We start from the raw sequence: 24158 nt of genomic DNA, 5'->3' as shown, positions 1-24158 counted from the left end.
CTCGCATCTAGGGCAGGCGTGGCTTGGAATCGTGTTTTGCTGACAACGATGGTTCAACATTTGGAGGCGTTACTTGGTGATCTTGTCGAAGAAGTTTCATATGCTTCTCGTTGTTCTTGGAATCTCCCTCTTGATAGTTCCTGTGGGACTGGCCCAGTCTAACTACGGTGCAATTCGCGGCATCGTTGCTGACTCTCAGGGCGCTTCTATCGCCAAGGCAAATGTTGAATTGACCTCAGAGTCCACGCACATTACACGAACGACCACCAGCAATGGTTCAGGTGAGTACACCTTTAGCGCCGTTGATCCAGGGACTTATACGATCTCTGCGGAAACTGATGGATTCAGTAAGCTAAGCCACCGTGGAATTGTTGTGGATTCGGGCAATACTATTCCGGTGGACATTGCGCTTCAGATTGGTTCTGCAAGTCAGACAGTCGAAGTTACGGCGGCTGAACCGCTGGTCAACAGTGGAACATCGTATAACGGCCAGTTGATCGATTCACAGAAACTACAGAATCTTCCTAATCCTGGTCGCAATCCATTCCTGTTCTCGAAGTTGGACAATAACGTGACAGCCGTGGGCGATCCGCGTTTTGTGCGTTTTCAAGACCAAAGCGGATCTTCAACTATCTCGATTGCCGGTGCACCGCTAAGCTCGAATAATTATTCAGTCGATGGTATTCCGATCACAGACTTTAGCAATCGTGCCGTGATAATTCCTTCGATCGAAGCAGTGCAAGAAGTCAAGGTTCAAGCCAACACCTACGATGCTGAGATTGGGCGAACGAGCGGTGGAATGTTCAACACGACGTTGCATTCCGGTTCCAGTTCGTTGCATGGGGTGCTTCAAGGTGAAACACGGCAAACCAATTGGGGAGCCAATCTATTCTTCAACAACCGCACCGCTTATAAAGATCCCGTAACGGGTATTACGCAGCCGACTACACCACGCGGTGCCGCTGAATTTTATAGCTACGTAGGCGCAATCGGCGGCCCAGTACCATTGCCCAAGGTTCTCGGAGGTAAAGATAAGACCTTTTTCTGGTTGACGGAAGAAGGATATCGGCAGCGTTCTCCGCTAACTGCATCGAACTCATATGAGGTGCCGACCGCGCTTCAGAGAGGCACCTCAATTGGTACCGCTGGAAACTTTTCCGATATAGGTACGGTTGCGGGCGGCGTGTGCGTTACAGGTCGCTGCATCTACGACCCACTCTCTCCTGCAACTGCCCGCACACCTTTCCCGAACAACACAATTCCTGCAAGCAGGATCAACCCGGTTGGCTATGCAATTCTGAGCTACTACCCTGCGCCAAACAGCGCTGTGGCTGCTTATGGGTCGCCTAACTTCACCGGTCAAGATACGCTTGGAGATCGCGCCGATGAGTTCGTCGGCAAGCTGGACCATCAGTTTGGTAGCAAGTGGGCCTCGGACTTCTATTACATGCACTACGGCAGTAAGGAGCCCGGCGGCAACTCGCTCACGACAGCACCTGGAAGCTCATCTTCCTATTTGCTTTACCGGAAGGTCGACGCAGTAGGTATTCAAAATACGATTACGGTAAACCCGACGACAGTGGTCACTGTCGGCTTTGGGTTCAATCGTTTCCCGAATGATACTCAGGACATCAGCAAAGGATTCAATCAGAGCACGCTGGGCTTCCCGAGCAACTATCTCTCCGCGCTTTCGAAAACCGGCTTTCCAGCCATCACAGGTGATTCTGGTCTTTCGAGCGAAGGTACTTCGAACTCAGGTCCGGCTGTATATTTTTCACGTAATTTCGTTGCTGGCGTTTCAAAAAGCCTCGGCAAGCACAATGTCAAGGCAGGCTATGTCTTTCGCGCGATTAGCCTCACGTTTACCAGTCTGAGCAGTGCCGACGGTGCATTCACCTTCGACAGTACGCTGACGAATTCAGGTACGGGTAAAACTGATGCTCATCCATCAGGAAGCACTGGTGCCACAGCGGCGGATATGTTGCTTGGCTATCCAACATCGGGCACTTTGATTATTCCGGCAAAGCTGGCGATCACGACGCAGTACAACGCTGTCTTTGTGCAAGACGACTGGCGGGTGATGCCAAAGCTGACGCTCAACCTTGGCATGCGTTATGAGCATGAGCCTGGTGTAAACGAGCGGAACAATCACTATGCAGTCGGCTTTGACCAGACGGCAAGCTACAACGCTTTTGGCAGCTCGGTCGGAGCGGTGGGTGGTGTTGAATTCGCTGGTCAGAACGGATACCGCACATCTACCGGCAATACGACAAACAAGTATTCGCCAAGAGCCGGCTTTGCATACGCCATTGACGATAAGACCGTCATACGCGGAGGTTACGGGCTCTTCTATCAACCGTTCGTATACAGCGGATCAGCTTCACTTGCACCGGGTTACGTTGTGACTAACAGCATCCCTGGTCAGAGCGGAGTCCCTTCAATTAGTTTGAGCAATCCATTCCCGACCTTGAGCACCGCTGCTTCCGGAAACACGTTTGGATTGAGCACCAGCATCGGCAGTACGCTATCTGTAATCGACCAGAACCGCAAGGCGCCGTTCTACGACTCCTACTCGGCTGATATCCAAAGAGAACTACCCTACGGCTTCGCAGTCAAGCTCGGCTATGTAGGCGGACACGGTCGGAATCAGCCAAATAGTTTGAATATCAACCAACTTGCAGATGCCAACTATGCGCGCGCTTCGGCACTCGACACCAAGGTAGCCAATAAGTATGCGGGTCTTGGCTTCTGGGGGACGGGAACACAGTCCTATAACCAGACGATCCGGCCGTTCCCACAGTACCAAGGAATCACTGATTCTGTGAGCGATGGCAAGACGCAATACAACGCGTTGGATATCAAGGTACAGAAGCGTTTCAGCCAAGGGTTCACCTTGCTGGCTGCTTTCACATGGTCTTCCAATTGGGACAATTTGTGGGGCGCAGGCAGCACGCTCAATCCCGGCAATAATGGTCCACAGGACAGCTACAACCTGAAGACTGAGTACTCACGCGCGATCAACGATATTCCCAAGCGGACTACCATTGCTGCAACCTATGAGTTGCCTTTCGGTCATGGAAAGCAGTTCCTTGGTGGATCCAGCCGCTGGCTCGATCTTGCTGTAGGTGGCTGGCGCTTCAACGACATCATGGTAATTCAGGATGGCGCCCCGCTCCCGCTTACTCAGTCGACCAACGTCAACTCGGCTTATGGCAACGCTACAACTCGCCCAACCCTCGTTGCAGGAGCTTCCGCTTGCCACAGCGGATCACCTGAAAGTCGCCTTGGCGGGAGCGGCAACACTCCTTACTTCAATCCGGCAGCATTCACGGCAACTCCACAGTACTCGTATGGCAACACACCACGTACCGTCAACTGCTATGGACCTGGTTACCTGAACTCGGATCTATCCCTCAACAAGAACTTCAGAGTGACGGAGAGAGTGAATGCCGAGTTCCGGGCCGAGGCTCTGAACGCCTTCAATACACCGCAGTTCAATGGGCCTAACCTGGCCGTTGACAGCTCGAGTGCTGGCCAGATCACCGGCACGCTTGGCTTCCCGCGGCTCGTACAGCTTGGCGGTAGACTGACGTTCTAAGAAGAGTATTGACAGACAGTGGGCATCGCTGCCGGTTCGGCAGCGATGCCCACTTGTCTTGTGTCGTGACTCTTAGCGTATCGCGTGTAGCGACTGATGCCGTGCTCAATGCATTTCGCAGGCGGAGGCATGTTGCACCTTAGCTCGAGCACTTGATCAGGTATCCAACTCGAATCAACGAATCTGGTTGAGATTGTTGGCGCGATTGGAATCTGGCTCGAGGGCACTTACTCGGCTTCTTTCCTGGGGTGTTCGCAGAATAGGATGGCAGGTGAGAGTGCCATGACCATTCAGAGTATCAACGGAATACCAGATCGCCGACTCGGCAGTGCCGGGCTCAAGGTCTTCCCCTTAGCGATTGGCTGCATGGGTATGGGGAAGGCGGCACTTTATGGTGAGAGCGATGAGGCTGAAAGCATTCGAGCGATCCATGCTGCCGTAGATTTTGGGATAACGCTCTTCGACACAGGCGATTTCTACGGTATGGGCCAGAACGAATTGCTTCTTCAGAGGGCTCTCAGTGAGATGGCGCCATCGAGCCGCGAGAGGGTGCAGCTGTCCGTCAAGTTCGGAGCGATGCGCGCCCCAAATGGTACGTGGCTTGGCGCGGACTGCCGTCCGATCACGGTCAAAAACGCTCTGGCGCAAAGCTTAAGTAAGCTCGGCGTGGATCATATCGATATATATAGACCCGCTCGGCTGGACGACTCTGTCCCCATAGAAGATACGGTTGGCGCGATCGCAGAGATGGTAAAGCAGGGGTACGTCCGATACGTCGGACTCTCTGAGGTGAGCATTTCCACAGTGCGCCGCGCCTTGGGGGTCACTCCTATTTGTGACATGCAGATCGAGTATGGCATTGCCACACGTGGTATCGAAGCATCGATCCTTCCAGGTCTTCGTGAACTCGCCGTCGGAGTGACCGCCTACGGGGTGCTCTCACGCGGCCTGCTCAGCGGGTCGAAACCTCAAGCAAGAGGAGATTTCAGAAAGTTTCTGCCACGTTTTACCGGAACCAACCTCAGCAAAAATGAGGCTCTCGTTAGTGCATTGAGGGAGATAGCGGAAGAACGCGGTTCTACTGTAGTGAAGATGGCGATCGCATGGGTGCTCGCACAAGGTTCAGACATCGTACCGGTGCTCGGCTGCCGCACGGTAGCTCAGGTAACGGAAGCCATTGAGGCGGCGACCATTCATCTGGCACCTGAAGAAATGAAAAAGCTGGAAGCAGCAATTCCCGGAGAACAGGTTGCTGGCGCTCGCTATGACAAGCATTCCATGGCACATCTTGACAGCGAGCGCTGAGGTCACTCGCCGCCCCGGAGGTCGAACAACTTTGCAAGCCCGATCTAGGATTGCAAAACGAGGATTGCTCTGTATACATGCACGCCGACAATGCCGACGGTTACGGCCCCTGTAGCGATGCCAATGGTATGAACGATAGGAGCCATGCGGTTAACTTTACGGACTATCTCAGTTTGCAAGTTTTGGCCGTACGTATCGAGGCCATCCAGAAACAACTTATCGTCTTCGTACCGTGTTAATGTGCTGCGGTAGACGAGAAGCGTGAACAGCAGTACAGCGAATGTAGCCCAAGCTGCGTAGAGGATAGGAAGCATCGTCATGTCGAACTCCAATTAGCTACACGCACAACTCACTGGAGAGCAGCGAGTTTGCGGAAACGTGTATGCGAGAAAGCTAAATGGGGTTGCATTAGATTAGAAGTTTCTAATGCCAAAAGTTACCAAAGATCAAACTTTTTGGTAAATAAAGTTACTAAAGCTGGAATTTTCTGCCGATAACTAGGATTTTTTTACCTTCATCATGCTTGCGGCCGAATCGAGTAACCAGTCTCAAGTTAACTGCTGCATCGTGAGGGTGGGGGACCGCATCTATTCCCTAATGGTCTTGCTGTCACCGTTTGGTGGGCATACACTAGACAAAGCACGGTTGATAAGGAGATTTACCATGGCCACCGCCACTGTTACCCCCACTGCTGAAGTCGTGACAGCCGCTTCAGCTTCGACTCCAGTGACACTCACCCCTGCTGCGATCGTCAAGGTGAGGGAGATCATGTCCACACAGGATCCCAAACCGGCTGGTCTTCGGATTGGTGTGGTAGGCGGCGGATGCTCCGGCTTTCAGTACTCCATGTCATTCGAGAATCAGAGTGGCATGATGGATAAAGTGATCAAGTTTGACGATCTCAAGGTGTTTGTAGACGCAACATCCGCAATGTACCTCAGCAATTGCACTGTCGATTACGTGGAAACACTTGAAGCGGCGGGCTTCAAGTTTGAAAATGCAGCGGTTAAGAGTACCTGTGGGTGCGGTTCGTCTTTTAGCGTATAGTCCGAGATTCCGAATCGATGTTAGGACGCCCCGCGGGTACGCGGGGCGTTTCTGCGTCTGCGGCAAAATGTACGCACAAACGTCTAAGATGAACAGAAGCAGGGCGAAGTCGATCGACTAGGAAGCTATGGCAGAGTTTGTAATCAAGCTGGCGGACGAACGTGGACGAGTTCAGGAGCAATCTCATGCCGCGGCGACGGCAGACGAACTGCGGGCACGATTTATTCAGGCTGGCTATTACGTCTATTCAGTCAAATCCAAGGGATCTCTCGGAGGAACGGGTAAAAAGAAGGTCAAACTCGAGAATTTTCTTATCTTCAATCAGCAATTTCTGACATTGATCCGCGCAGGGTTGCCGATCCTTGGCTCGCTCGAACTGCTGGCTCGGCGCCAAAAAGCGCCCGAATTTCGTGCCCAACTTGAGAATGTCAGCTCTCGCGTTAAGACAGGAGAGTCGATATCTTCAGCTTTTGAAGCGCAAGGGGGCTTCCCGGTTGTGTACACGACAACTCTGCTCGCAGGGGAACGGTCAGGAAATCTCGAGGAGGTTTTGCAGCGCTTCCTCGACTTCCAACGGGTCTCACTTACCTTCAGGAAAAAACTTAAAGCCAGCCTAATCTACCCTGCACTGCTGGTCGTAATGGTGATCGCGCTCTTCATCTTCCTGATCACGTTCGTAGTGCCGCGATTTGCCCAGCTTTATGATCAGCTCGGGACGAAGCTACCTGGATTGACCGTCTTCCTGCTGGATCTGGGACGTTATGCGCAGAAAGATGGGATCTATGTGGGTATTGTTCTTATCATCGCGGGGTATCTGTTATACCGCTGGTCGAAGACGGACGCAGGATCGACCACGCTGGACCGCATCAGGATCGCGCTTCCGATCTTTGGAAATGTCTGGCTCAAGTATCAGGTAGGACTCTTTTCCCGAACCCTCTCAACACTCCTGACCGGCGGGCTTCCCCTGGTTCCTTCACTGGAAACAGCGGCTCGATCGATTGATTCCAAACAAATCAGCAATGCGGTCTATCGCTCCGTTGAAACGGTTCGCGAGGGTAAAGGGCTTTCGGTCAGCCTTCAGGCTACAAAGGTATTTCCAGAACTAGCCATTGAAATGATTGAGGTTGGCGAGAGCACGGGTGCCCTGCCGCAGATGTTGAACTCCGTAGCGGAGTTCTTTGAGGAGGACGTGCAGACAAATCTCACCGCCGCAATGAGTCTCATCGAACCGCTGATACTCATCGTTATGGGCGGCGTGGTGGTCACGATTCTGATTGCCTTGTATCTGCCGATCTTCAGCCTGAGTGCAGGTGGAACCAGCCAGTGATCTACCATCACTCCTTCCAGCGCAGCACTTAACTCCTTCGCTCTCATGGATGACCGCACTCTACTTGAGTCGTCCCTCTCAAAAAGGGCACCAACAGGTGCCAGAATAAATGAACGAAGGTTGGCTCGGTCGAAGTGGGCTGGGCGTCTTCCCACCAGCATCGAAGGTGCGGCGGTAGCAAAGTAGCTCTCATAGGCGGGAGAATAGATTCGTTGCCCAGATGGCGTCCAGAACTCCTGACAGTATGATGACCACATTGGGGCAATGTTTCCCGCACATTGGAAGCTTTCCACTCCGCATGGCTGGCTGATGGACTACAACTAAGGTCGGTGTCCTGGTTTCGATTTGACGTGGAAGTGTCCGGATTTTCATTGTGACGAGTTGGAAAGAGGGGAGTCTTACAGGCATGGCAAATGTTCCGATGGCGATACCGCTAAGTGAAATGGGCACGGACGAGATTGAGCGTGCGCAGGGATTAGCGCGACGCTACCATGCGGAGTTTGTCGACTTGAAGAACTTCAAAATTCAGCACGATCTCTTCAAGAGCGTTCCGGTCGACATGATGTTCCGGTACAACTTTGTTCCACTGGAACAGTTCGAAGGCCGGCTTGCGATCGCCGTCTCAGATCCTTCGAAGCTAATGGTGTTGGACGAGATATCGGGACTGCTGGGCCAGCGACTGGTAACGCGCGTCGCGACCCTCTCGCAAATTACGGACCTCCTGAAGAAGACCGAACAGTCCCAGCGGGTCTTGGACGAGGCAAGCGAGGGGCTTGCCTTTGACGTGCTTTCGAGCGAAGACAATCCAGATGAGAACATCTCGATCGAGCGCCTCACCGGCGAAGATGACATTTCACCAATCATCCGGCTCGTGGACACGACGATTTTTACTGCTCTGGAGCGTCGCGCGTCGGATATTCATTTGGAAACGTTTGACGACTCGCTCCTGGTCAAGTACCGCATCGACGGTGTGCTCCAGCAGGCTATGGCACCCATCGCCCGCGAGCATCATCAGACGATCATCTCTCGCATCAAGGTTATGAGCGAACTCGACATTGCCGAGCGTCGAGTCCCGCAGGACGGTCGTTTCCGTGTTCGCTACAAAGGCCGGCTGATCGACTTCCGCGTGTCTATTATGCCTACCGTGCATGGGGAGAACGCTGTGCTCCGCGTCCTTGATAAAGAGTCAATGTCGGAGAAGTTCACCAAGCTATCGCTTGATGTGGTTGGCTTCGCGGAAAAAGACCTTGTCCGTTTCCGCCGTTACATCAAGGAGCCCTATGGGATGGTGCTTGTTACAGGCCCGACTGGCTCCGGCAAGACGACGACCCTCTACGCCGCGCTGAATGAGATAAAGAGCGAGGAAGACAAGATCATCACGATCGAGGATCCGGTCGAATACCAGATCCGCGGCATTACCCAGATTCCCGTAAACGAAAAAAAAGGGCTGACCTTCGCGCGTGGTTTGCGCTCAATTCTGCGCCACGACCCGGACAAGATTCTCGTCGGTGAGATCCGTGACGCTGAGACCGCACAGATCGCCATCAACTCCGCGCTCACAGGCCACCTGGTCTTTACCACGGTGCATGCCAATAACGTCGTCGACGTTTTGGGCCGCTTCCTGAACATGGGTGTCGAGCCCTACAACTTCGTCTCCGCTTTGAATTGCATCCTTGCCCAGCGGCTGGTTCGAACGGTATGTGAGTTTTGCGTGCGCGAGGTTCACTACACCGATGCTGAGTTGGAGTTGAATGGGCTGGACCCGTCAGAGTGGCAGGGTTTTGCCTTTCGCGAGGGGACCGGCTGTATGGAGTGCGGCGGAACGGGCTTTCGGGGGAGATCGGCGATTCATGAATTGTTGGAGTTGGACGACGAGATCCGCGAGATGCTTCTGGCTAAAAAGCCTGGAAGTGAGATCCGCAAGAAGGCAAAGGACAAAGGCATGGCGTTCCTGCGCGATTCTGCGATCGACCGGGTTCGCGAGGGCGTGACTACCCTGAAAGAGATTAACAAGGTTACATTCATCGAGGCTGGGCGATAGGAAATGAAGGGGAACGGTTAGTCTAGGACGGCATGGAATTTTTACCGACAACCCTGGGGACACGCCCCCGTCTCGCTGTAGAGATTCGCGCGGAAGGTGTAGTAGCGGCTCGCGCTGCTGATGCCGCCGCGATCCTTCTAGCCGTGTCACGGGCCAACTTCGCTGATGGGGCAATTGTCGCAGGATTGAAGCCCGGCAACGTGGCCAGCAGCAGTGTGGTGGCTGCGGCTCTCCGGAAGGCGCTTGAAGCTGTGGCGGATAAGACGAATGGCCGCGGGCGCGAGGTAACGCTCATCGTTCCAGATGCCTCAGTTCGGGTTCTCCTTCTGGACTTTGACTCGCTTCCAGGCAAACTTGCAGAGGCTTTACCGGTCGTCCGTTTTCGATTGAAGAAGATGCTGCCGTTTGACGCAGAAGACGCTGCGATCAGCTACCAGGTTATGTCTACGGGCAAGGCCATCGTCCGCGTTGTTGCGGTGGCGATGCCTCGCGAGGTCCTTCGCGAGTATGAGGCAGTTGTCCGGGAAGCAGGATTTGAGCCTGGCGCTGTGATTCCGAGCACGCTTGCTGTGCTGGCCGGCCTGGATGTTTCTGAATCTGCAACACTGGTCGTCAATGCCGGGCCCAAGGGCGTGACGACCGCGATCGTTCAGGGTGGCGTGTTGTTGCTGCATCGCTCCGTCGATATGACGACAGAAGAGACTTATGTCGAGCCGATGGTTTCGCTTCCCCTGGTTGACCATGACAATTCGATCGAGGAGTGGGCATTGCAGCAGCCGGTGGGCGTGGGTGTTTCTGCCGAAGCGGCACGCGAGGCGGTGCAATCGGAATCGAATGCAGTGCTGCAGGGTGTTCGTGAGGAGCTTCGCGAGTTGGCACACACCTCTGGTTCGCGCGAGGTGACACAGGCGGTCAGTGTAGCCGCTGCCTATTTTGAAGACACCCTTGGACTACCGCCGGGCACCATCGTCTCTGCCGGCGTTACAGATGCGGAGCGGCTTGGGTATATGTTGCGTGAGGCTGGATTTGGCGGACAGGAGATGCGCGTGCGCGAGATAGTCAGCCCGGAGATGATCGATTCAACCGTAACGGGAAGTGTCCCGCGAGGCTGGCTCGCCGGCATTCGGGGAGCGTTGAAGAGCTGATGCGGATAGCAATCAATCTTGCAACACGTCCCTTTGTGGAACTTCGGCCGCTCTTTGCGCGGCTTCGACTCGCAATGGGCGCGCTGGCTCTCCTTGCAGTCGGACTCGGTCTAGGGCTGCACCTGCTGAACGCCAAAGCGCATGACGCGCAGGTTCGCATGGATGCGCTCCGTGCGAGGACCGCTGCTTTTGAGCAGGAGCGGCGCTCGAACGAAGGACGCATGCACCAGCCTCAAAATATGTCCGTGCTGGAACGGTCACAGTTTTTGAACGAGTTGTTCGTAAAAAAGAGCTTTAGCTGGACAGCGGTGATGATGGACCTCGAAAAGGTTCTGCCAGCGGGTGTGCAGGTCACGAGTATCGACCCTTCGATTACGCCGGAGGGCGAGGTGCTGATTCGACTTCGTGTGAGCGGCGAGCGTGACCGGGCCGTTCAATTGGTCAGAAATCTCGAAACCTCGCACCGTTTCCTGGCACCTCGGTTGAGCAACGAGGCGGCGCAGACGCAGGATTCCGGTGGCGGATTGGCTGGCGGCCCGCGAGGAGTGGCGACGACCGTGACGGCACCTGTTGGTCCTCCTGGCGTCGAGTTCGACATCATCAGCGGCTACAACCCGCTGCCCACTCTGGCTGTGACTACCGTAAAGCCAGGATCTGTAGCGGGGACGGTGACCACCCCGCGCGGAAGTGCTGTGACCAACCCGTCTCTGCGAAGGGGAGGGCGATGATGAGCCAGGCCATCGCGGGAACGCACCAGCGTGTGACCAAGCGGATGCAGACATTCGTCACCATTCTCAACCTGCACTTTGCCGGAGTAGCTTTGCTGGCGCTGGTCAATCTCTACCTGCTGGTGCACATGGCGTTCGCGTGGCAGTCGGCGCGCACCCAGGACGCTGCCGCGATTGCTCAGCAGACTAAACAGATGAACACGGCAGAACAGGCTGCTCAACCACTTCGTGGTCTGGATGGAAAGCTTGTGCGGGCTACTGCAAATGCGGACAGCTTCTACCAGCAGCGGTTGCCTTTCGCTGATTCGCAGGTGATTGCAGAGCTTGGCGCGCTTGCCAAGAAGCAGGGTGTGAAGCTGAGCCGGGTCCAATACGGAGAAGCGCCGGTGCTTGCTGGGGCTGTGGGAGCCGTGACGCAGCGGCGCATCGATGCCAGCCTGGTTGGTGAGTATCGCCCGCTGGTCGTCTTTATGAATAGCCTGGAGCGGGATCGCCTGTTCTTTCTGATCAGCGGCGTTACGCTGAATGGGCAGCAAAGCGGGACGGTCAATCTGCGTATCAAGCTGACGACGTATTTGCGGGCTCCAGTTGGAAATGAGACCAGTGCGAAGGTGGTTTCGATCGACGACGCTGCTGCCGCTGTGACTGATGGAAGCGAGGTGCCGCAATGAACCTCAGTCCACAGGATCGACGGAACTACAGCATTCTTGCGGTATTTGTGCTGATTGCCGGATACTTTCTGTACTCGCAATTGAGCACGCCGGATGTGCCGGCAAATGCACCGGCTGCTCCGGTCGTAGCGACCTCTGCGCCAGTGACGGGTGCTGCGGCAGCCCGAAAGGTACCCTCGACTGGCAACACGGTTGGGGTCTCGTCCAAGGCTCCCCTAACGACAGAGGCTCAGCTCGACCCGACCTTGCACATGGAGGCGATGCTGGTGACGGAGTCGCTTGTGTATTCGGGAAATGGCCGCAATATCTTCTCGGCGAATTCGGCTCCCACGGTCGCGGCTGCGAAGCTGCTGGCGAAGGTTAGGACGCCTGACCTGATCGCTCCGGTTCGGACGGGGCCTGTTGGGCCTCCGCCCCCGGCGCCGATTGACCTGAAGTTCTTTGGGGTCGAGACGAATTCAAAGGGTGTCAAGCTTGCCTTTCTGCTGCATGGCGAGGACGTGTTCCTTGTCTCGCCGGGCGACATTGTGCAACGGAAGTACCGGGTGATCAGCATGGATGCTCGCTCGATTGTGGTTGAAGACATAGCGAACAGTAATCGCCAGACACTTCCTCTTCAGATGAACTGAGTCTCTATGACCGTAATGATGATCAAGTCGGGTTCGCGAAAGCAGGAGGAGGGCTTTATGCTCGTCGGCCTGATTGTGGCGATCTTCCTCATCCTGCTGGTGCTTGGCATTGCTGCACCGCGTATGGCGAAGCAGTTGCGGCGTGATCGGGAGGTCGAGTCGATCCATCGCGGGAACGAATATGTGCAGGCAGTGCGCCGGTATTACAAGAAGAATCAACACTATCCGGGGTCCATTGAGCAGCTTGAGAAGTCGAATAACGTCCGCTTCCTCCGGCAGCGCTTTGTCGATCCGATGACTGGAAAGCCTGACTGGAAGCTGATCCATGTGGGTGAGGCGAAGACGACGGTGAAGGGCTTCTTCGGCCAGCCGCTGGGCGGGCTTGCTGGTTCGAGCGGCGGGTTGGGAAGCGCTGCTGGAATGGCTTCAAGCGGGAGTGTCGGGGCTGGGGCGGCTGGATCGACTGCGGGATCGGGCTCTTCGTTTGGGGGCTCGTCGTTCGGGTCTTCTTCGGGAAGCTCCGGGTCTTCGTTTGGAGGCTCGTCGGGGAGTTCAGGATCCTCGTTTGGATCTTCTTCAGGGTCCTCGGGGTCTTCGTTCGGGTCGTCTTCGTTTGGGTCTTCGGGGCAGTCGGGGACGGGTGGGACGGGGTCTGGGATTGGTTCCGGGACGGGTGGGGCGAGCGGGATCAGCAGCCAGTCGGCCACAAGCTTTACAGGGACTGGAGCGCCGATCATGGGGGTTGGCAGTGCTGCTACGGGGACCTCGATCGTGACTTTGAATGAGCAGACGACCTACCCAACGTGGGAGTTCATCTACGATCCTCGGATCGAGGCTTTGAAGGCCAAGGCCAGTCTGCTGGGTGGGGGGCCTGCTTCGTCGAGCGCTTCGGGGTTTGGGTCGAGTGCTACGAGTCCTGGGATTGGCGGGTCGACGACGCCTGGAATCAACGGGACCGGTGCTGGTTCGACCTCCGGATTTGGGTCGGGGAGCTCGTCCGGGCCGGGAAGTTTTGGGAGCTCGACGCCTACTCCGACGCCTCAGTAAGCGCATCTTACTGGCCAGGAGAGAACATGAGCCAGCAAGTGAATATGGAGACGCAAGAGAAGTTCGGTGCAGCTGTGAACAGCGGCAACCTGGGTGCAATCAAGCAGTTGATGTCAGCGGATGTGATTGACCACGATCCAGCCCCTACGCAGGGGCCGGGACCTGAGGGTTTCATTGCCTTCTTTACGGAGTTCCGCGAGGCCTTTCCGGACCTTAAGATCGATGTTGAACATGCTGTTGCCGATGAGGATAATATCTCGATTGCCTACACGGTAACGGGGACTCATCGCGGGGTGTTCATGGGAATTCCGCCTACCGGTCGGGAGATTTCGGCGCGTGGCATGCAGATTGCTCGCTTTGTGGATGGAAAGATTGTGGAGCGGTGGGGAAGTTCGGACCAGTTGGGGATTTTGCAGCAGCTTGGGGCGGATGTGGTCGCTTGATTTTTTCGTCTAGAGTGTAAGGTCTAACAAAACAATGGACTTAGGTCTGGACCTGCTTATCGCAGGTCCAGACCTTTTTGGGTTAGTGGGCCTCTGTGAGGTCTTAGATTGTCAAGTTGTTCGACTTTTGTTTTTGGCAGAGCGTGCGAGGTTCACATTTTGCGGCTCTGGCGGTGTAGAGTTGCATTTATTTTTTCATTCCAAGTCCAAAGTCTTGTAAACAATGTACTTAGATCTGGACTTGTCTGGGTGGAGTCTGGACCTCTTCGGGTTATTCGTTGACTTGCATCCATCCGGGAGTACGAAATTGTCAAATTGTTCGACTTTCTCTTGGGCCGTCTGGATGCTTGGGCTGTTTCTATGGAGCGGGCTTTCAGTGCTTGCGTGATTGCTAATCTGGTACTTGGGGAGTTGCCCCCAGGCTAGTATCGAGCGGGCCTGCGGCCCTCAGGGAGACGCCGCATTTTTCGAGGTTACGAAGTTCTGACCAGACGCGGTTGGCGATCATTCGGATAGGGAACGGAAGACGTACCTCAGCGGCTAAAGCCGCGCTTTAATGACTGAGCGTGTGGCACGGCTGAAGCCGTGCCCTTAACGAGACGGGACTGAATCAGGGTTTCCCTAGGCTGAAAAGGCATGCGGGTTCTTTTGGGGATGTGAGTTAGAGAGGCAGAGGCAAGTGCCGTCGCAGGTCCTTCGACTTCGCTCAGGATGACAATTATGGGTGGGTTGCCGGGGCTACTTGGGGAGGGCGTTGGTGTTGAGTCGGCCTATGCGACCTTTGGGGCCTACGACGAAGGGGTAGGAGAGGGCGTTCCAGTGCTGGTCGCAGTCGGGTTCCTGGCCGGGGAGGGGTTTGAGGGGGCGCCAGTTTTTGCCGTCGTCGGTGGAGATGTCGGTGCCGTTGGGGCCTACGGTGATGAGGATTTGGCGATTTGCGTTGTAGGCGACGGCAGATCGGTAGCCGTGGGGTGGTGTAGTCGCCGGAATCCATGTGAGGCCCCCGTCAGTTGAGGTTGCGGACGTGCCAGCTGTGGCGTCAGGTTTGTCGTAGATTCCTCCTACGGCGATGATGATGGATTTGCTCTTACCAGCCATGTTGGTGGTGGTGCGGGTCGCGAGGGAGAAGACACCTGCGGCCGCACTGCCTGAGGCGAGAGGTACAGGGGTGCTGGTCCAGGCTATGGGGCAGCTTCCATCGGTCTGGCCGACGGTGCATTTTGCAGCGCTGTGGAAGACACGGGGTGCATCGGCGCCGCCGGTTCCAAAGAAAAGGTAGGGGACTGAGATGGTGAGGGAGCTGTTGCTGGCGGCGAAGGCTCCGGCATCTTTGGGCGCGTCGAGGCCGGGGTCGTCGGCGATGGACCAGATGTTTCCTGTGTCGTCGGAGTAGAACATGGCAAACTTTCCGTCTACTGGGTCGCCCATAAGGTATAGCTGTTTGCTGGTCACCTTCAGGATGGCGTCCCAAAAACCTTCTTTGTCTGGGTTGGTGAAGACGAGCTTCCATGATTTGCAGCCGTCGGTGGTTTTGTAGAGGCGGGAGAGGTCGCCTTTGCCGGAGGACATGACGATGGCGGTGTTCTCGTCCCATGCCTGGATGCCGCGGAAGTCGAGTTTCTCGGCTCCGGGTGGGATGGAGCAGGCTTGCCAGAGGTAGCCGCCGTCCTCGGAGCGGACTACGGTGCCGTGGGTGCCGCTGGCCCAGACGGCTCCGCCGCCGGTGTTGATGACGCCGCGCAGGTCGGCGGTGGTTGGCTGGTCTTCGATATCCCATTGAGCCTGGGCGGTGGCGGTTACGGCTAGCAGGAGGAGACCGAGGAGGCGCATGAGGTTAGTGTAGCGGGGTGTTGAGGCGGGTTGGAGGAGAGGCTTAACACCGATCCGTGCGGATGACACCGATCTGGGCAGTACGGAGGCTTAACACCGATCAGGTGGATGCTACGGATTTGAAGACAGCGCGATTTGCTACTGGTGTTGTTTGATGGATGGCGTGCAAAACGCAGATTCCCTTTAGGAATGACAAAGAAAGGGGTTGGCTTACAGCGTATGCAGCAGGGCAGTGGTGAGGATGATGGTGCGGGTGGTCCAGGCGAGGGTGCGGAGCCAGTTGAGGCGGACGAGGAGGCTGATGAGCGGGACATCGGATTGCCTGGAGCGGATGGCTTCGGAGTGACCTATTTTGGTGTGGAGGGGGACATGGCCGATGGCGGTGGTGATCCAGATGATGAGGATGAGCGCGGCCAGGGCGATCGCCTGGTGCGAGGTGAGGAAAGCGGGGCGCAGTGGAGGGTAGAGGGCGGCGAAGGTGGTGAGGAGTTCGATGAGCATGGGTGGAAAGACGACCCAGGAGGTTCGCGTGGCGTGCAGATTTTCGTAGCGGGTGAGTTGGTAGGGGCCTATCTCGGCGAAGAGGGGGTAGTGGACGATCTGGACGAACCAGATAAGGCCGGTCATAAAGAGAGTGGTGACGAGCTGGGCTACAAAGAGGGGGACGGCCATCGTTGTTTTCAAAGAGTGTGCTGGATTGGCGAGGGAGAGCGGCGGGGCTTGCGGAGAGCCCCACTCCTTCGCGGTCAGACGGTAAGGGAGTGGGGTGCTCTTTGGTGGTGGCGAGTCTGGTGGCCTTTTTCGATCAGGCCTGGGAGGTTGGTTCCCAGATGGCGATGGTGGCTCCTGTGGGGTCGGCGAGGATGCTGAACCAACCCATGTTGGGGACCTGATGGGGGCCTTTGATGAGGGTTGCGCCGAGAGAGACGGCTTTGTCGGTGGCGACTTTAATGTCTTCAACACCGACGTAGGGGAGCCAGTCGGTGGGGGCTTCGGGCACGGTGAAGATGCCTCCTCCGGGTCCTTTGTCGGTGGAGAAGGAGTTGTAGGTCATGCCGTCGCCCATGTTGTGCTCCTGGAAGGTCCAGCCGAAGAGTTTAGTGTAGAAGTCTTTGGCTGCGGGGGCGTCGGGCGTGTTGAGTTCGAGGTGAACGAAGGGGTTTGCCATGGTGGTTCCTCCGGAATTTGCTTCGCGAATACGGTACTGGATGGAGTGGGGTTTGTCTTGAGAAATTTGGGGAAGGGCTTACGGCAGACGCGGGTTCCTTTTGTGCAGGGCAAAGAACGGCAAGGCGGGCGGGCAGCTTTGTACCTTCCCACCTCCCGGAGTCGGGAGATGGGGCACCCGGACGTTTCGGGTGGCTAACGGAGGGCAGTCAGCTCAGTGGGCGCCTTCGGGGGCTTTGCCGGGCTTTACTTTCTTGAAGGCCCAGACTACGGCGACGCAGAGGAAGCAGAGGAGTGAGAGCCAGCGGAAGACATCGACGAAGGCCCAGTTCGAGGCTTGTCGGCCCAGTTGCTGGTAGAGGGAGCCCTGGGCTGGGGCCATGGTGTTGACTTTGCCGTAGTAGCTGGCGAGGGATTGCTGGGTGGCCTGGAGGGCGCTTTGGAACTGCTGGCCGGTGACGGGGACGGAGTTGATGATCTCGTTCTGGTGGACGGCGGCACGGCGGGTAAGGAGGGTCTGGGCGATGGAGATGCCGATGGATCCACCTACGTTGCGCATGAGGTTGAAGACGCCAGAGGCGTTGCCGATCTGCTTGTTGTCGAGGGTTCCGTAGGCGGCGGTGCTGATGGGAACGAAGACGAAGGAGAGGGCGAAGCCGGTGAGGAGGATGGGCAGGAGGAGGGTGGTGGGGGAGATATTGAGGGTGATGTTGCCGAAGTAAAGAGTGGTGAAGCCAAAGAGGCCGAAGCCAAAGGTGAGGAGGTAGCGGGGATCGACTTTGTTCGACAGGAAGCCGATGACGGGCATGCCGCAGATGGCTCCAAGGCCGCGGGGAGCTACGGCGATGCCGGCGGTGAAGGCGGTATAGCCGAGGAGTTCCTGGTAGAAGAGGGGCAGGACGGTGGTGGTGGAGTAGATGGCTACGCCGAAGAGGAAGATAAGGCTCGCGCCGACGAGGAAGTTGCGGTCTTTGAAGACCTTGAGGTCGACGAGCGGGTCTTTCTTGGTCCACGAGTGATAGACGAACCAGATGAAGCTGGTGACGAGGAAGAAGACGGCCCAACGGATCCAGACGGCTCCGAACCAGTCGTCCTCCTGACCTTTGTCGAGAACGACCTGGAGGCAGCCGGTCCAGACGACGAGGGTGCCGAGGCCGATGTTGTCGAACTTCGGCACCTTGGCGTTCTTGATGTAGCCGGGATCGTGGATGAAGGTGTTGATCATGAAGAGCGCCATGATCCCGATGGGAATGTTGATGTAGAAGGCGTAGCGCCAGGAGTAGGTGTCGGTGAGCCAGCCGCCGAGGGTGGGGCCGAGGACGGGGGCGACGACGACTCCGAGGGCGAAGACGGCCATGGCGGCTCCGCGTTTGGCGGGTGGGAAGGACTCTAAAAGGATGGCTTGCGAGATGGGCTGGAGGGCTCCGCCGCCTGCTCCCTGGATGACGCGGGCGAGGAGCATGAAGGCGAGGGTGGGTGCCGCACCGCAGGCGAAGGAGGCTACGGTAAAGACCGCTACGCAGGACATCAGGTATTTCTTGCGGCCGAAGCGGAGGGACATCCAGTTCGACATGGGCAGGACGATGGCGTTGGAGACGAGGTATGAGGTGAGGACCCAGGTGGCCTCGTCGTTTGAGGCGGAGAGCGAGCCGGCGATGTAGGGGAGGGCTACGGCGGCGATGGAGGTGTCGAGAACCTCCATGAAGGTGGCGAGCATGACGGCGGCGGCGATGAGCCAGGGGTTTACACCCTTGGTGACTTCGGCGGTCTGGTCGGGTGGCGCGGTTGCGGTTGCGGGCATGAGGAGGGCTCTCTCGAGGGGCTTCCCTCTTAGAGGCAGCCTATGGGAGTCGGGATGTACCTGTGGGGGAGCTGGATTGGCTGGGCAAAGAAGCTGGGTGGGCTGGGCGCTTCAGCCAGGTTTCGAACTTTCGCCGCCATGTGTCGGTGCGGAATTCGGTCAGTGTGGCGATGGTGTAGGCATAGACCATTGCGAGGACCAGGAAGCTGGAGGCGATCCCTACATGTCGTGGGTCCGGGACCCATCGTTGCGTACCTGCGGCGAGGGCGGTGAGGATCAGGAGAAATGGCATGTGTACGACGTAGAGCGTGTAGGAGAAGCCGGCGACGGTTCGCGTGGCTCGTTCCGCGAGGGAGGGGGTAGCTGGTCCGGTGGCGGAAAGGATGATCCAGAAAAAGAAGAAGGTGAATACGGTGAGAAGGTAGTCGGAGGAAATGCCGGTGATGAAGCTGACGTGTGCCAGGGCGAAGAAGATCGGTACATAGACGACAGCAGCCAGAACCCGATAACGCGTGCTCAGCTTGAGGGTGGGCAGGCGGTAGAGCAGCGCTCCCGTCATCCAGATCGGAAAGCCGGAGAGAACTGTGTCGCGTAAGAGCCAGGCAATGGCGACGAAGGCAAGTGCGAAAGAGGCGCGCATTACCGTGCTGGTTCGGATCTTGGAGGAACGGTAGACGACCAACGCTCCCAGCGGGAAGAGGATGTAGTACCAGAATTCGTTGGCGAGACTCCAGAGGGCGCCGTCAGAGCCGAACTGGGGTCCGAGAATGCCTTGCAGGAAGAAGAGGTTCTCGAAGAAAGACTTGATGGTGGGAGTGTGGGGAAGCATGTGGTTGGGCACGTCCCCGGCGTAGAGGGCGGGCGCGAGGTGGAGGTGGACTCCAAAAGAGTCCCAGAAATAACAGAGAAGGAGCCCCGGAAGGAGAACGACCCAGAGGCGGATCAGGCGGTGGGTGAGATACGTGGTCCATGTCCAAGTGCCGCGTTCGAGCATGCGGAAGACGCTGCCACCGACGAGATAACCGCTGAGAACAAAGAAGATAATGACTGCCTGGTGTCCGGCAGCACTAAGTACGTAGGGGACGAAGAGAAGCAGGCGATGGGTGACGACCTCGTGGAAGTCGACGAAAAAGAAGTTCCGCCAATGCTCGAAGAGGACGACGAGGGCTGCGAGAGCCCGGATGAGATCGAGCAGGACCGAAGCGTTGGTGTGGTGACGGCCGCTTCCAGGTTGCGTAATAGGAATCTCCCCGATCGTGCTGAGATGACGATCCGGTCCAGCCGAGAAGGTAGGTTCAGGGTAACGAAGGCGACAATCCGATGTCAACGGTGGCGATTGGCAAGACAGGAATCGTCATTGTTGTTTCGTGCATCAGATAGGTTGACAGTAAGTCACTCACATGTGATGATGAGTGAGTCAAGAGTATGACCCGGGAAGAACCCGGACAGGGGATAGCACATGGGTAAGATTATTGGAATTGACCTCGGCACGACGAATTCGTGCGTAGCCGTGATGGAAGGCGGCGAGCCGAAGGTCATTGCGAATGAAGAGGGTGGCCGGACTACGCCATCGATCGTTGCCTTTACGAAGAGCGGCGAACGCCTGGTGGGTCAGGTAGCGAAGCGTCAGGCGATTACAAATCCGGAGAACACTGTTTTCTCGGTAAAGCGCTTTATGGGCCGTCGCTTGAATGAAGTAGGCGACGAGATGAAGATGGTGCCGTACAAGGTTGTGGCCAAAGGCGACAACGTTGGCGTGATGGCGCAGGGCAAGGAGTACACGGCGCCTGAGGTTTCGGCGATGATCCTGCAGAAGCTGAAGAAGGCTGCTGAGGATTATCTCGGCCAGTCGGTGACCGAGGCGGTTATCACGGTTCCGGCGTACTTCAACGACGCTCAGCGCCAGGCGACCAAGGATGCGGGCAAGATTGCCGGTCTGGATGTGAAGCGTATTGTGAACGAGCCGACGGCTGCTGCACTGGCTTACGGACTCGACAAGAAGAAGGACGAGACGATTGCGGTCTACGACTTCGGCGGCGGTACCTTCGATATCTCGATTCTTGAGGTGGGTGAGGGCGTGATCGAGGTGAAGTCGACCAATGGCGATACGCACCTTGGCGGCGACAATCTCGACCAGCGAATTGTGGAGTGGCTGATCTCGGAGTTCAAGAACGAGACCGGACTGGACCTCCATTCGAAGGGTAACGAGATGGCGCTGCAGCGGCTGAAGGATGCTGCTGAGAAGGCAAAGATCGAGTTGTCGACGGCGCAGGAGTCGGAGATCAACCTTCCCTTCATTACTGCCGATGCGAGCGGACCGAAGCACCTGGTTCGCAACCTGACGCGGGCCAAGCTCGAGAGCCTCGTGGACGATCTGCTGCAGCGGTCGATTGGACCGTCGAAGCAGGCGCTGAAGGATGCCGGGATCGATGCAAGCAAGATCGACGAGGTCGTACTGGTTGGTGGTCAGACGCGTATGCCGAAGATCCAGCAGCTGGTGAAGGAGCTTTTCGGTAAGGAGCCTAACAAGGGTGTGAACCCGGACGAGGTTGTGGCGATCGGTGCTGCGGTCCAGGCTGGCGTACTTGCTGGCGAGGTGAAGGACCTGCTGCTGCTCGATGTGACCCCGCTTACCCTATCCATTGAAACAATGGGTGGAGTAGCTACGGGCATGATCACGCGCAACACGACGATTCCGACGAAGAAGACGGAGACGTTCTCGACGGCGGCGGATAACCAGACCGAGGTTGAGGTGCATGTGTTGCAGGGTGAGCGGCCGATGGCGGCGCAGAACCGGACGCTTGGCAAGTTCAAGCTCTCGGGAATTCCGACGGCACCGCGTGGCGTACCGCAGATCGAGGTCACCTTCGACATCGACGCGAACGGCATTCTGAACGTGACGGCGAAGGACAATGCGACGGGCAAGGACCAGAAGATCACGATTACGAGCTCTTCAGGTCTGAGCAAGGAAGAGGTGGAGCGGATGGCGAAGGATGCCGAAGCCCATGCTTCCGAGGACAAGGAGCAGCGCGACGCGGTTGAGGCGCGCAACGGTCTGGACTCGCTGGTCTACAACGTCGAGAAGATGCTGAAGGACTCGGGCGATAAGGTTGCCGAGGGTGACAAGTCTGAGGTTGAGAGCGCGCTTGCCGAGGCGAAGTCGACCCTGGTTGGCACTCCGAGTGCGGCTGAGCTGAATGCTTCGAAGGAGAAGCTGACGGCGGCGAGCCACAAGCTGGCGGAGGCGATGTACAAGGCGGCTGCGGCCACTCCTCCGGCAGATGGTGCGGCTTCGGCTGAGCATCATGAGGAGCCCAAGAAGGACGAGGGCGTAATCGATGCCGAGTATGTCGACGTCAAAGAGTAAGTTGGCTGGACGGTAGCAAGTAGCAAGGAAGGGCGCTCCGGAGATTTGATGGAGCGCCCTTCTGTATACCGCGTCCTTTTCTGGGAATGGTGTTTGTATTAACAGTAGTTACGCATTGCGAGGTGGGGTTATGACGGACACAATGGTTTGGAAGTGCGAGCAGTGGTTTGCCGGACAGATGCAGGAGCGCAAGTTGTTCTTTACGGAGGTGCAGGCCCGGGAGTTTGCGTCGAAGTTGAATGGGGTTGCGCCGGATCTGGTGTTGACGATTGAGCCTATGCCGATTCAGCATGTCTGGAACTAGCTATCCGCGCCACGTTCAACGTGCAGCGTTGAACGTGGTACGCTGAATTGTGATTTTATCGTTTCGAGATCGAGTAGCAGAAGCGCTCTTCAAAGAAGGAAGTCATAGAAAATTTGGTTCGTCGTCCAAAATAGCCGTACGAAAATTGTTTATGTTGAATAACGCCGATGTTTTGGAAGCTATGCGGTTTCCTCCCGGTAATCGATTGGAGGCGCTCCATGGAGACAGGGCGGGCCAGCATAGTATTCGTGTCAACGATCAGTATCGTATCTGCTTCGTCTGGACTTCTTCCGGTGCGGAGAATGTAGAAATTGTCGATTATCACTGAGGTGAGTATGTCTATTCCGCGCGATATGAGCCATCCTGGTGCGCCGGTCCATCCTGGAGAAGTGCTTCGTGAAGAGTTCATGGTTCCGCTTGGCATCAGTGCGAATGCATTGGCGATGTCTCTTCATGTGCCTTCTACGCGAATCTCTGAAATTGTTGCTGAACGCCGTGGAATTACTGCCGACACGGCGTATCGGCTCTCGCGTTATTTTGGTCCGTCGCCTATGTTCTGGATGAATATGCAGGGGAATTATGAGTTGGCTATCGCTTACAAGCATGCACAGTCGACGATCAAGAAAGAAGTGAGACCACGCATTTTGTCGGTTGCCTGAGATTTGGCGGGTTGCGTCCGGTACAACAACACGTACCTCTCGATTACCTTGGTCTTCGGCCAGGTATCGGAGTTGAGTTGGTGGGAGCTTTACGATGCCTGAGGGGAATGAGATACATCGGTGGGCGGAGCGGCATGAGGCTGCGTTTGCAGGTAAAGCGGTTCGGGTGGATGGGCCGCAGGGACGGTTTGTTGACTCGGATGTGATTGACGGGAAGAAGCTGAATCGGGTGCTGGCTGTGGGGAAGCACCTGGGGTATGACTTTGGGAAGGACCGGATTCTGCATGTGCATCTTGGGCTGCGGGGGGACTTCTCGGAGGGATCGGGACCACTGCCTGCTTTAAAGGGTGCGCTGCGGCTGCGGATGTGGAATGAGGCTGCGGTGAAGCGGCCTGTGGCTCCGGGTGAGAGTAAGCGGCATGCGTGGTATTCGGAGGATGACGGGACGGGGCATACGGAGGCTCCGAAGCTGGCGTGGATGGAGTTGCGTGGGCCGACGGATTGCACGATCTGGACGCAGGCGAAGTGGGAGACGCTGCTGAAGCGGCTGGGACCCGATCCGCTGAATGGCGATGGTCCGGAGAAGGCGATTGCGAAGATTGTGAAGAGCAAGAAGGCGATTGGGGCTTTGTTGATGGACCAGTCGGTGATCGCGGGGCTGGGCAATATCTATCGGGCGGAGCTGCTGTACCGGGCGCGGCTGAACCCGTATGTGGCGGGTAAGGATGTTCCTGAGGCGACGCTGCGCATGATCTGGAAGGAAGCATTGCCGCTGATGAAGGCGGGAATGGTCGATAGACGGATTGTGACGACGCTGCCGAAGGATCGACCGAGCGGCAAGGGCAAGCCGGTGAAGGAAGAGACACATTATGTCTATCGCCGGAATGGCCAGGAGTGCTTTGTGTGTGGGACGAAAATTTTAAGGAAGGAGATGGAAGGCCGAAACCTGTTCTGGTGTCCAGTTTGTCAGCCCGATGCAAAAACATCATAGGTGAAGTTGCGTTTCGCGTGCGACCTTGATGGGATAATTTGAATCAAACGATCTAACA

22 protein-coding genes are annotated in these 24158 nt (G+C 56.7%); 16 read left to right on the top strand and 6 right to left on the bottom strand.

Annotated features, from left to right (window positions below):
• Positions 1–100: 100 nt before the first annotated feature.
• Complete coding sequence (locus OHL20_RS03380; RefSeq protein WP_263381806.1) at positions 101–3598, top strand: carboxypeptidase-like regulatory domain-containing protein; 3498 nt, start codon at positions 101–103, stop codon at positions 3596–3598.
• A gap of 282 nt (positions 3599–3880) precedes the next feature.
• Positions 3881–4903 (top strand): aldo/keto reductase, encoded by a 1023-nt coding sequence (locus OHL20_RS03375; protein WP_263381805.1) that lies wholly within the window; start codon positions 3881–3883, stop codon positions 4901–4903.
• Positions 4904–4947: 44 nt separating this feature from the next.
• On the opposite strand, the gene OHL20_RS03370 is transcribed toward OHL20_RS03375, so the two are convergent.
• Positions 4948–5223: a hypothetical protein gene (locus tag OHL20_RS03370; protein ID WP_263381804.1), complete on the bottom strand. Its 276-nt coding sequence runs from the start codon at positions 5221–5223 to the stop codon at positions 4948–4950.
• A gap of 343 nt (positions 5224–5566) precedes the next feature.
• Here OHL20_RS03370 and OHL20_RS03365 point away from each other — a divergent pair, with 343 nt between their 5' ends.
• The 9 genes from OHL20_RS03365 (at position 5567) to OHL20_RS03325 (ending at position 13981) form a co-directional block, all read left to right on the top strand.
• Positions 5567–5950, top strand: a complete 384-nt coding sequence (locus OHL20_RS03365; protein ID WP_263381803.1) for a HesB/IscA family protein — start codon at positions 5567–5569, stop codon at positions 5948–5950.
• A gap of 127 nt (positions 5951–6077) precedes the next feature.
• The gene (locus OHL20_RS03360) at positions 6078–7277 is read left to right on the top strand and encodes a type II secretion system F family protein (RefSeq protein ID WP_263381802.1); all 1200 of its coding nucleotides are present in this window, start codon (positions 6078–6080) and stop codon (positions 7275–7277) included.
• Positions 7278–7683: 406 nt separating this feature from the next.
• Positions 7684–9318, top strand: a complete 1635-nt coding sequence (locus OHL20_RS03355) for a GspE/PulE family protein (RefSeq protein ID WP_263381801.1) — start codon at positions 7684–7686, stop codon at positions 9316–9318.
• Between the two features lie 32 nt (positions 9319–9350).
• Positions 9351–10463 carry a type IV pilus biogenesis protein PilM gene (locus OHL20_RS03350; RefSeq protein ID WP_263381800.1) on the top strand — a complete coding sequence of 371 codons (1113 nt, stop codon included), beginning with the start codon at positions 9351–9353 and terminating at the stop codon, positions 10461–10463.
• Positions 10463–11191, top strand: a complete 729-nt coding sequence (locus tag OHL20_RS03345; RefSeq protein WP_263381799.1) for a PilN domain-containing protein — start codon at positions 10463–10465, stop codon at positions 11189–11191. The genes OHL20_RS03350 and OHL20_RS03345 overlap by 1 nt, the downstream gene beginning before the upstream one ends.
• Entirely contained in the window at positions 11188–11862 is a 675-nt protein-coding gene (locus OHL20_RS03340; protein ID WP_263381798.1) for a hypothetical protein, read from the top strand. Before OHL20_RS03345 ends, OHL20_RS03340 begins: the two co-directional genes overlap by 4 nt.
• On the top strand, positions 11859–12491 hold the full coding sequence (locus tag OHL20_RS03335) for a hypothetical protein (protein ID WP_263381797.1): 633 nt from the start codon (positions 11859–11861) through the stop codon (positions 12489–12491). Before OHL20_RS03340 ends, OHL20_RS03335 begins: the two co-directional genes overlap by 4 nt.
• Positions 12492–12497: 6 nt before the next feature.
• Positions 12498–13538 (top strand): type II secretion system protein, encoded by a 1041-nt coding sequence (locus OHL20_RS03330; protein WP_263381796.1) that lies wholly within the window; start codon positions 12498–12500, stop codon positions 13536–13538.
• Between the two features lie 26 nt (positions 13539–13564).
• Positions 13565–13981 carry an ester cyclase gene (locus tag OHL20_RS03325; protein ID WP_263381795.1) on the top strand — a complete coding sequence of 139 codons (417 nt, stop codon included), beginning with the start codon at positions 13565–13567 and terminating at the stop codon, positions 13979–13981.
• 738 nt (positions 13982–14719) lie between these two features.
• Here the strand turns inward: OHL20_RS03325 and OHL20_RS03320 are convergent.
• From OHL20_RS03320 to OHL20_RS03300, 5 genes are all read right to left on the bottom strand, one after another.
• Complete coding sequence (locus OHL20_RS03320) at positions 14720–15880, bottom strand: beta propeller repeat protein (protein WP_263381794.1); 1161 nt, start codon at positions 15878–15880, stop codon at positions 14720–14722.
• A gap of 141 nt (positions 15881–16021) precedes the next feature.
• Positions 16022–16483, bottom strand: a complete 462-nt coding sequence (locus OHL20_RS03315; RefSeq protein WP_263381793.1) for a hypothetical protein — start codon at positions 16481–16483, stop codon at positions 16022–16024.
• Between the two features lie 133 nt (positions 16484–16616).
• Positions 16617–16979, bottom strand: coding sequence for a VOC family protein (locus OHL20_RS03310; protein WP_263381792.1), 363 nt, complete (start codon positions 16977–16979; stop codon positions 16617–16619).
• A 213-nt stretch (positions 16980–17192) separates the two neighbouring features.
• Positions 17193–18779, bottom strand: a complete 1587-nt coding sequence (locus tag OHL20_RS03305) for a DHA2 family efflux MFS transporter permease subunit (protein ID WP_263381791.1) — start codon at positions 18777–18779, stop codon at positions 17193–17195.
• Positions 18780–18819: 40 nt separating this feature from the next.
• Positions 18820–20106, bottom strand: coding sequence for an acyltransferase family protein (locus OHL20_RS03300; RefSeq protein WP_263381790.1), 1287 nt, complete (start codon positions 20104–20106; stop codon positions 18820–18822).
• 132 nt (positions 20107–20238) lie between these two features.
• Here OHL20_RS03300 and dnaK point away from each other — a divergent pair, with 132 nt between their 5' ends.
• The 5 genes from dnaK (at position 20239) to OHL20_RS03275 (ending at position 24100) form a co-directional block, all read left to right on the top strand.
• Positions 20239–22146, top strand: coding sequence for a molecular chaperone DnaK (gene dnaK, locus OHL20_RS03295; RefSeq protein ID WP_263381789.1), 1908 nt, complete (start codon positions 20239–20241; stop codon positions 22144–22146).
• A 130-nt stretch (positions 22147–22276) separates the two neighbouring features.
• Positions 22277–22450, top strand: coding sequence for a hypothetical protein (locus tag OHL20_RS03290; protein ID WP_263381788.1), 174 nt, complete (start codon positions 22277–22279; stop codon positions 22448–22450).
• A 49-nt stretch (positions 22451–22499) separates the two neighbouring features.
• Positions 22500–22778: a type II toxin-antitoxin system RelE/ParE family toxin gene (locus tag OHL20_RS03285; RefSeq protein ID WP_263381787.1), complete on the top strand. Its 279-nt coding sequence runs from the start codon at positions 22500–22502 to the stop codon at positions 22776–22778.
• Entirely contained in the window at positions 22762–23109 is a 348-nt protein-coding gene (locus OHL20_RS03280; RefSeq protein ID WP_263381786.1) for a HigA family addiction module antitoxin, read from the top strand. Before OHL20_RS03285 ends, OHL20_RS03280 begins: the two co-directional genes overlap by 17 nt.
• Positions 23110–23203: 94 nt before the next feature.
• On the top strand, positions 23204–24100 hold the full coding sequence (locus OHL20_RS03275; protein ID WP_263381785.1) for an Fpg/Nei family DNA glycosylase: 897 nt from the start codon (positions 23204–23206) through the stop codon (positions 24098–24100).
• The last annotated feature ends 58 nt before the right edge of the window (positions 24101–24158 follow it).

The sequence above is a fragment of the Granulicella arctica genome (assembly GCF_025685605.1).
Lineage (GTDB): Bacteria > Acidobacteriota > Terriglobia > Terriglobales > Acidobacteriaceae > Edaphobacter > Edaphobacter arcticus.
Note: the sequence above shows the minus strand (reverse complement) of the source record. Positions and strands in the feature narration are given on the sequence as shown.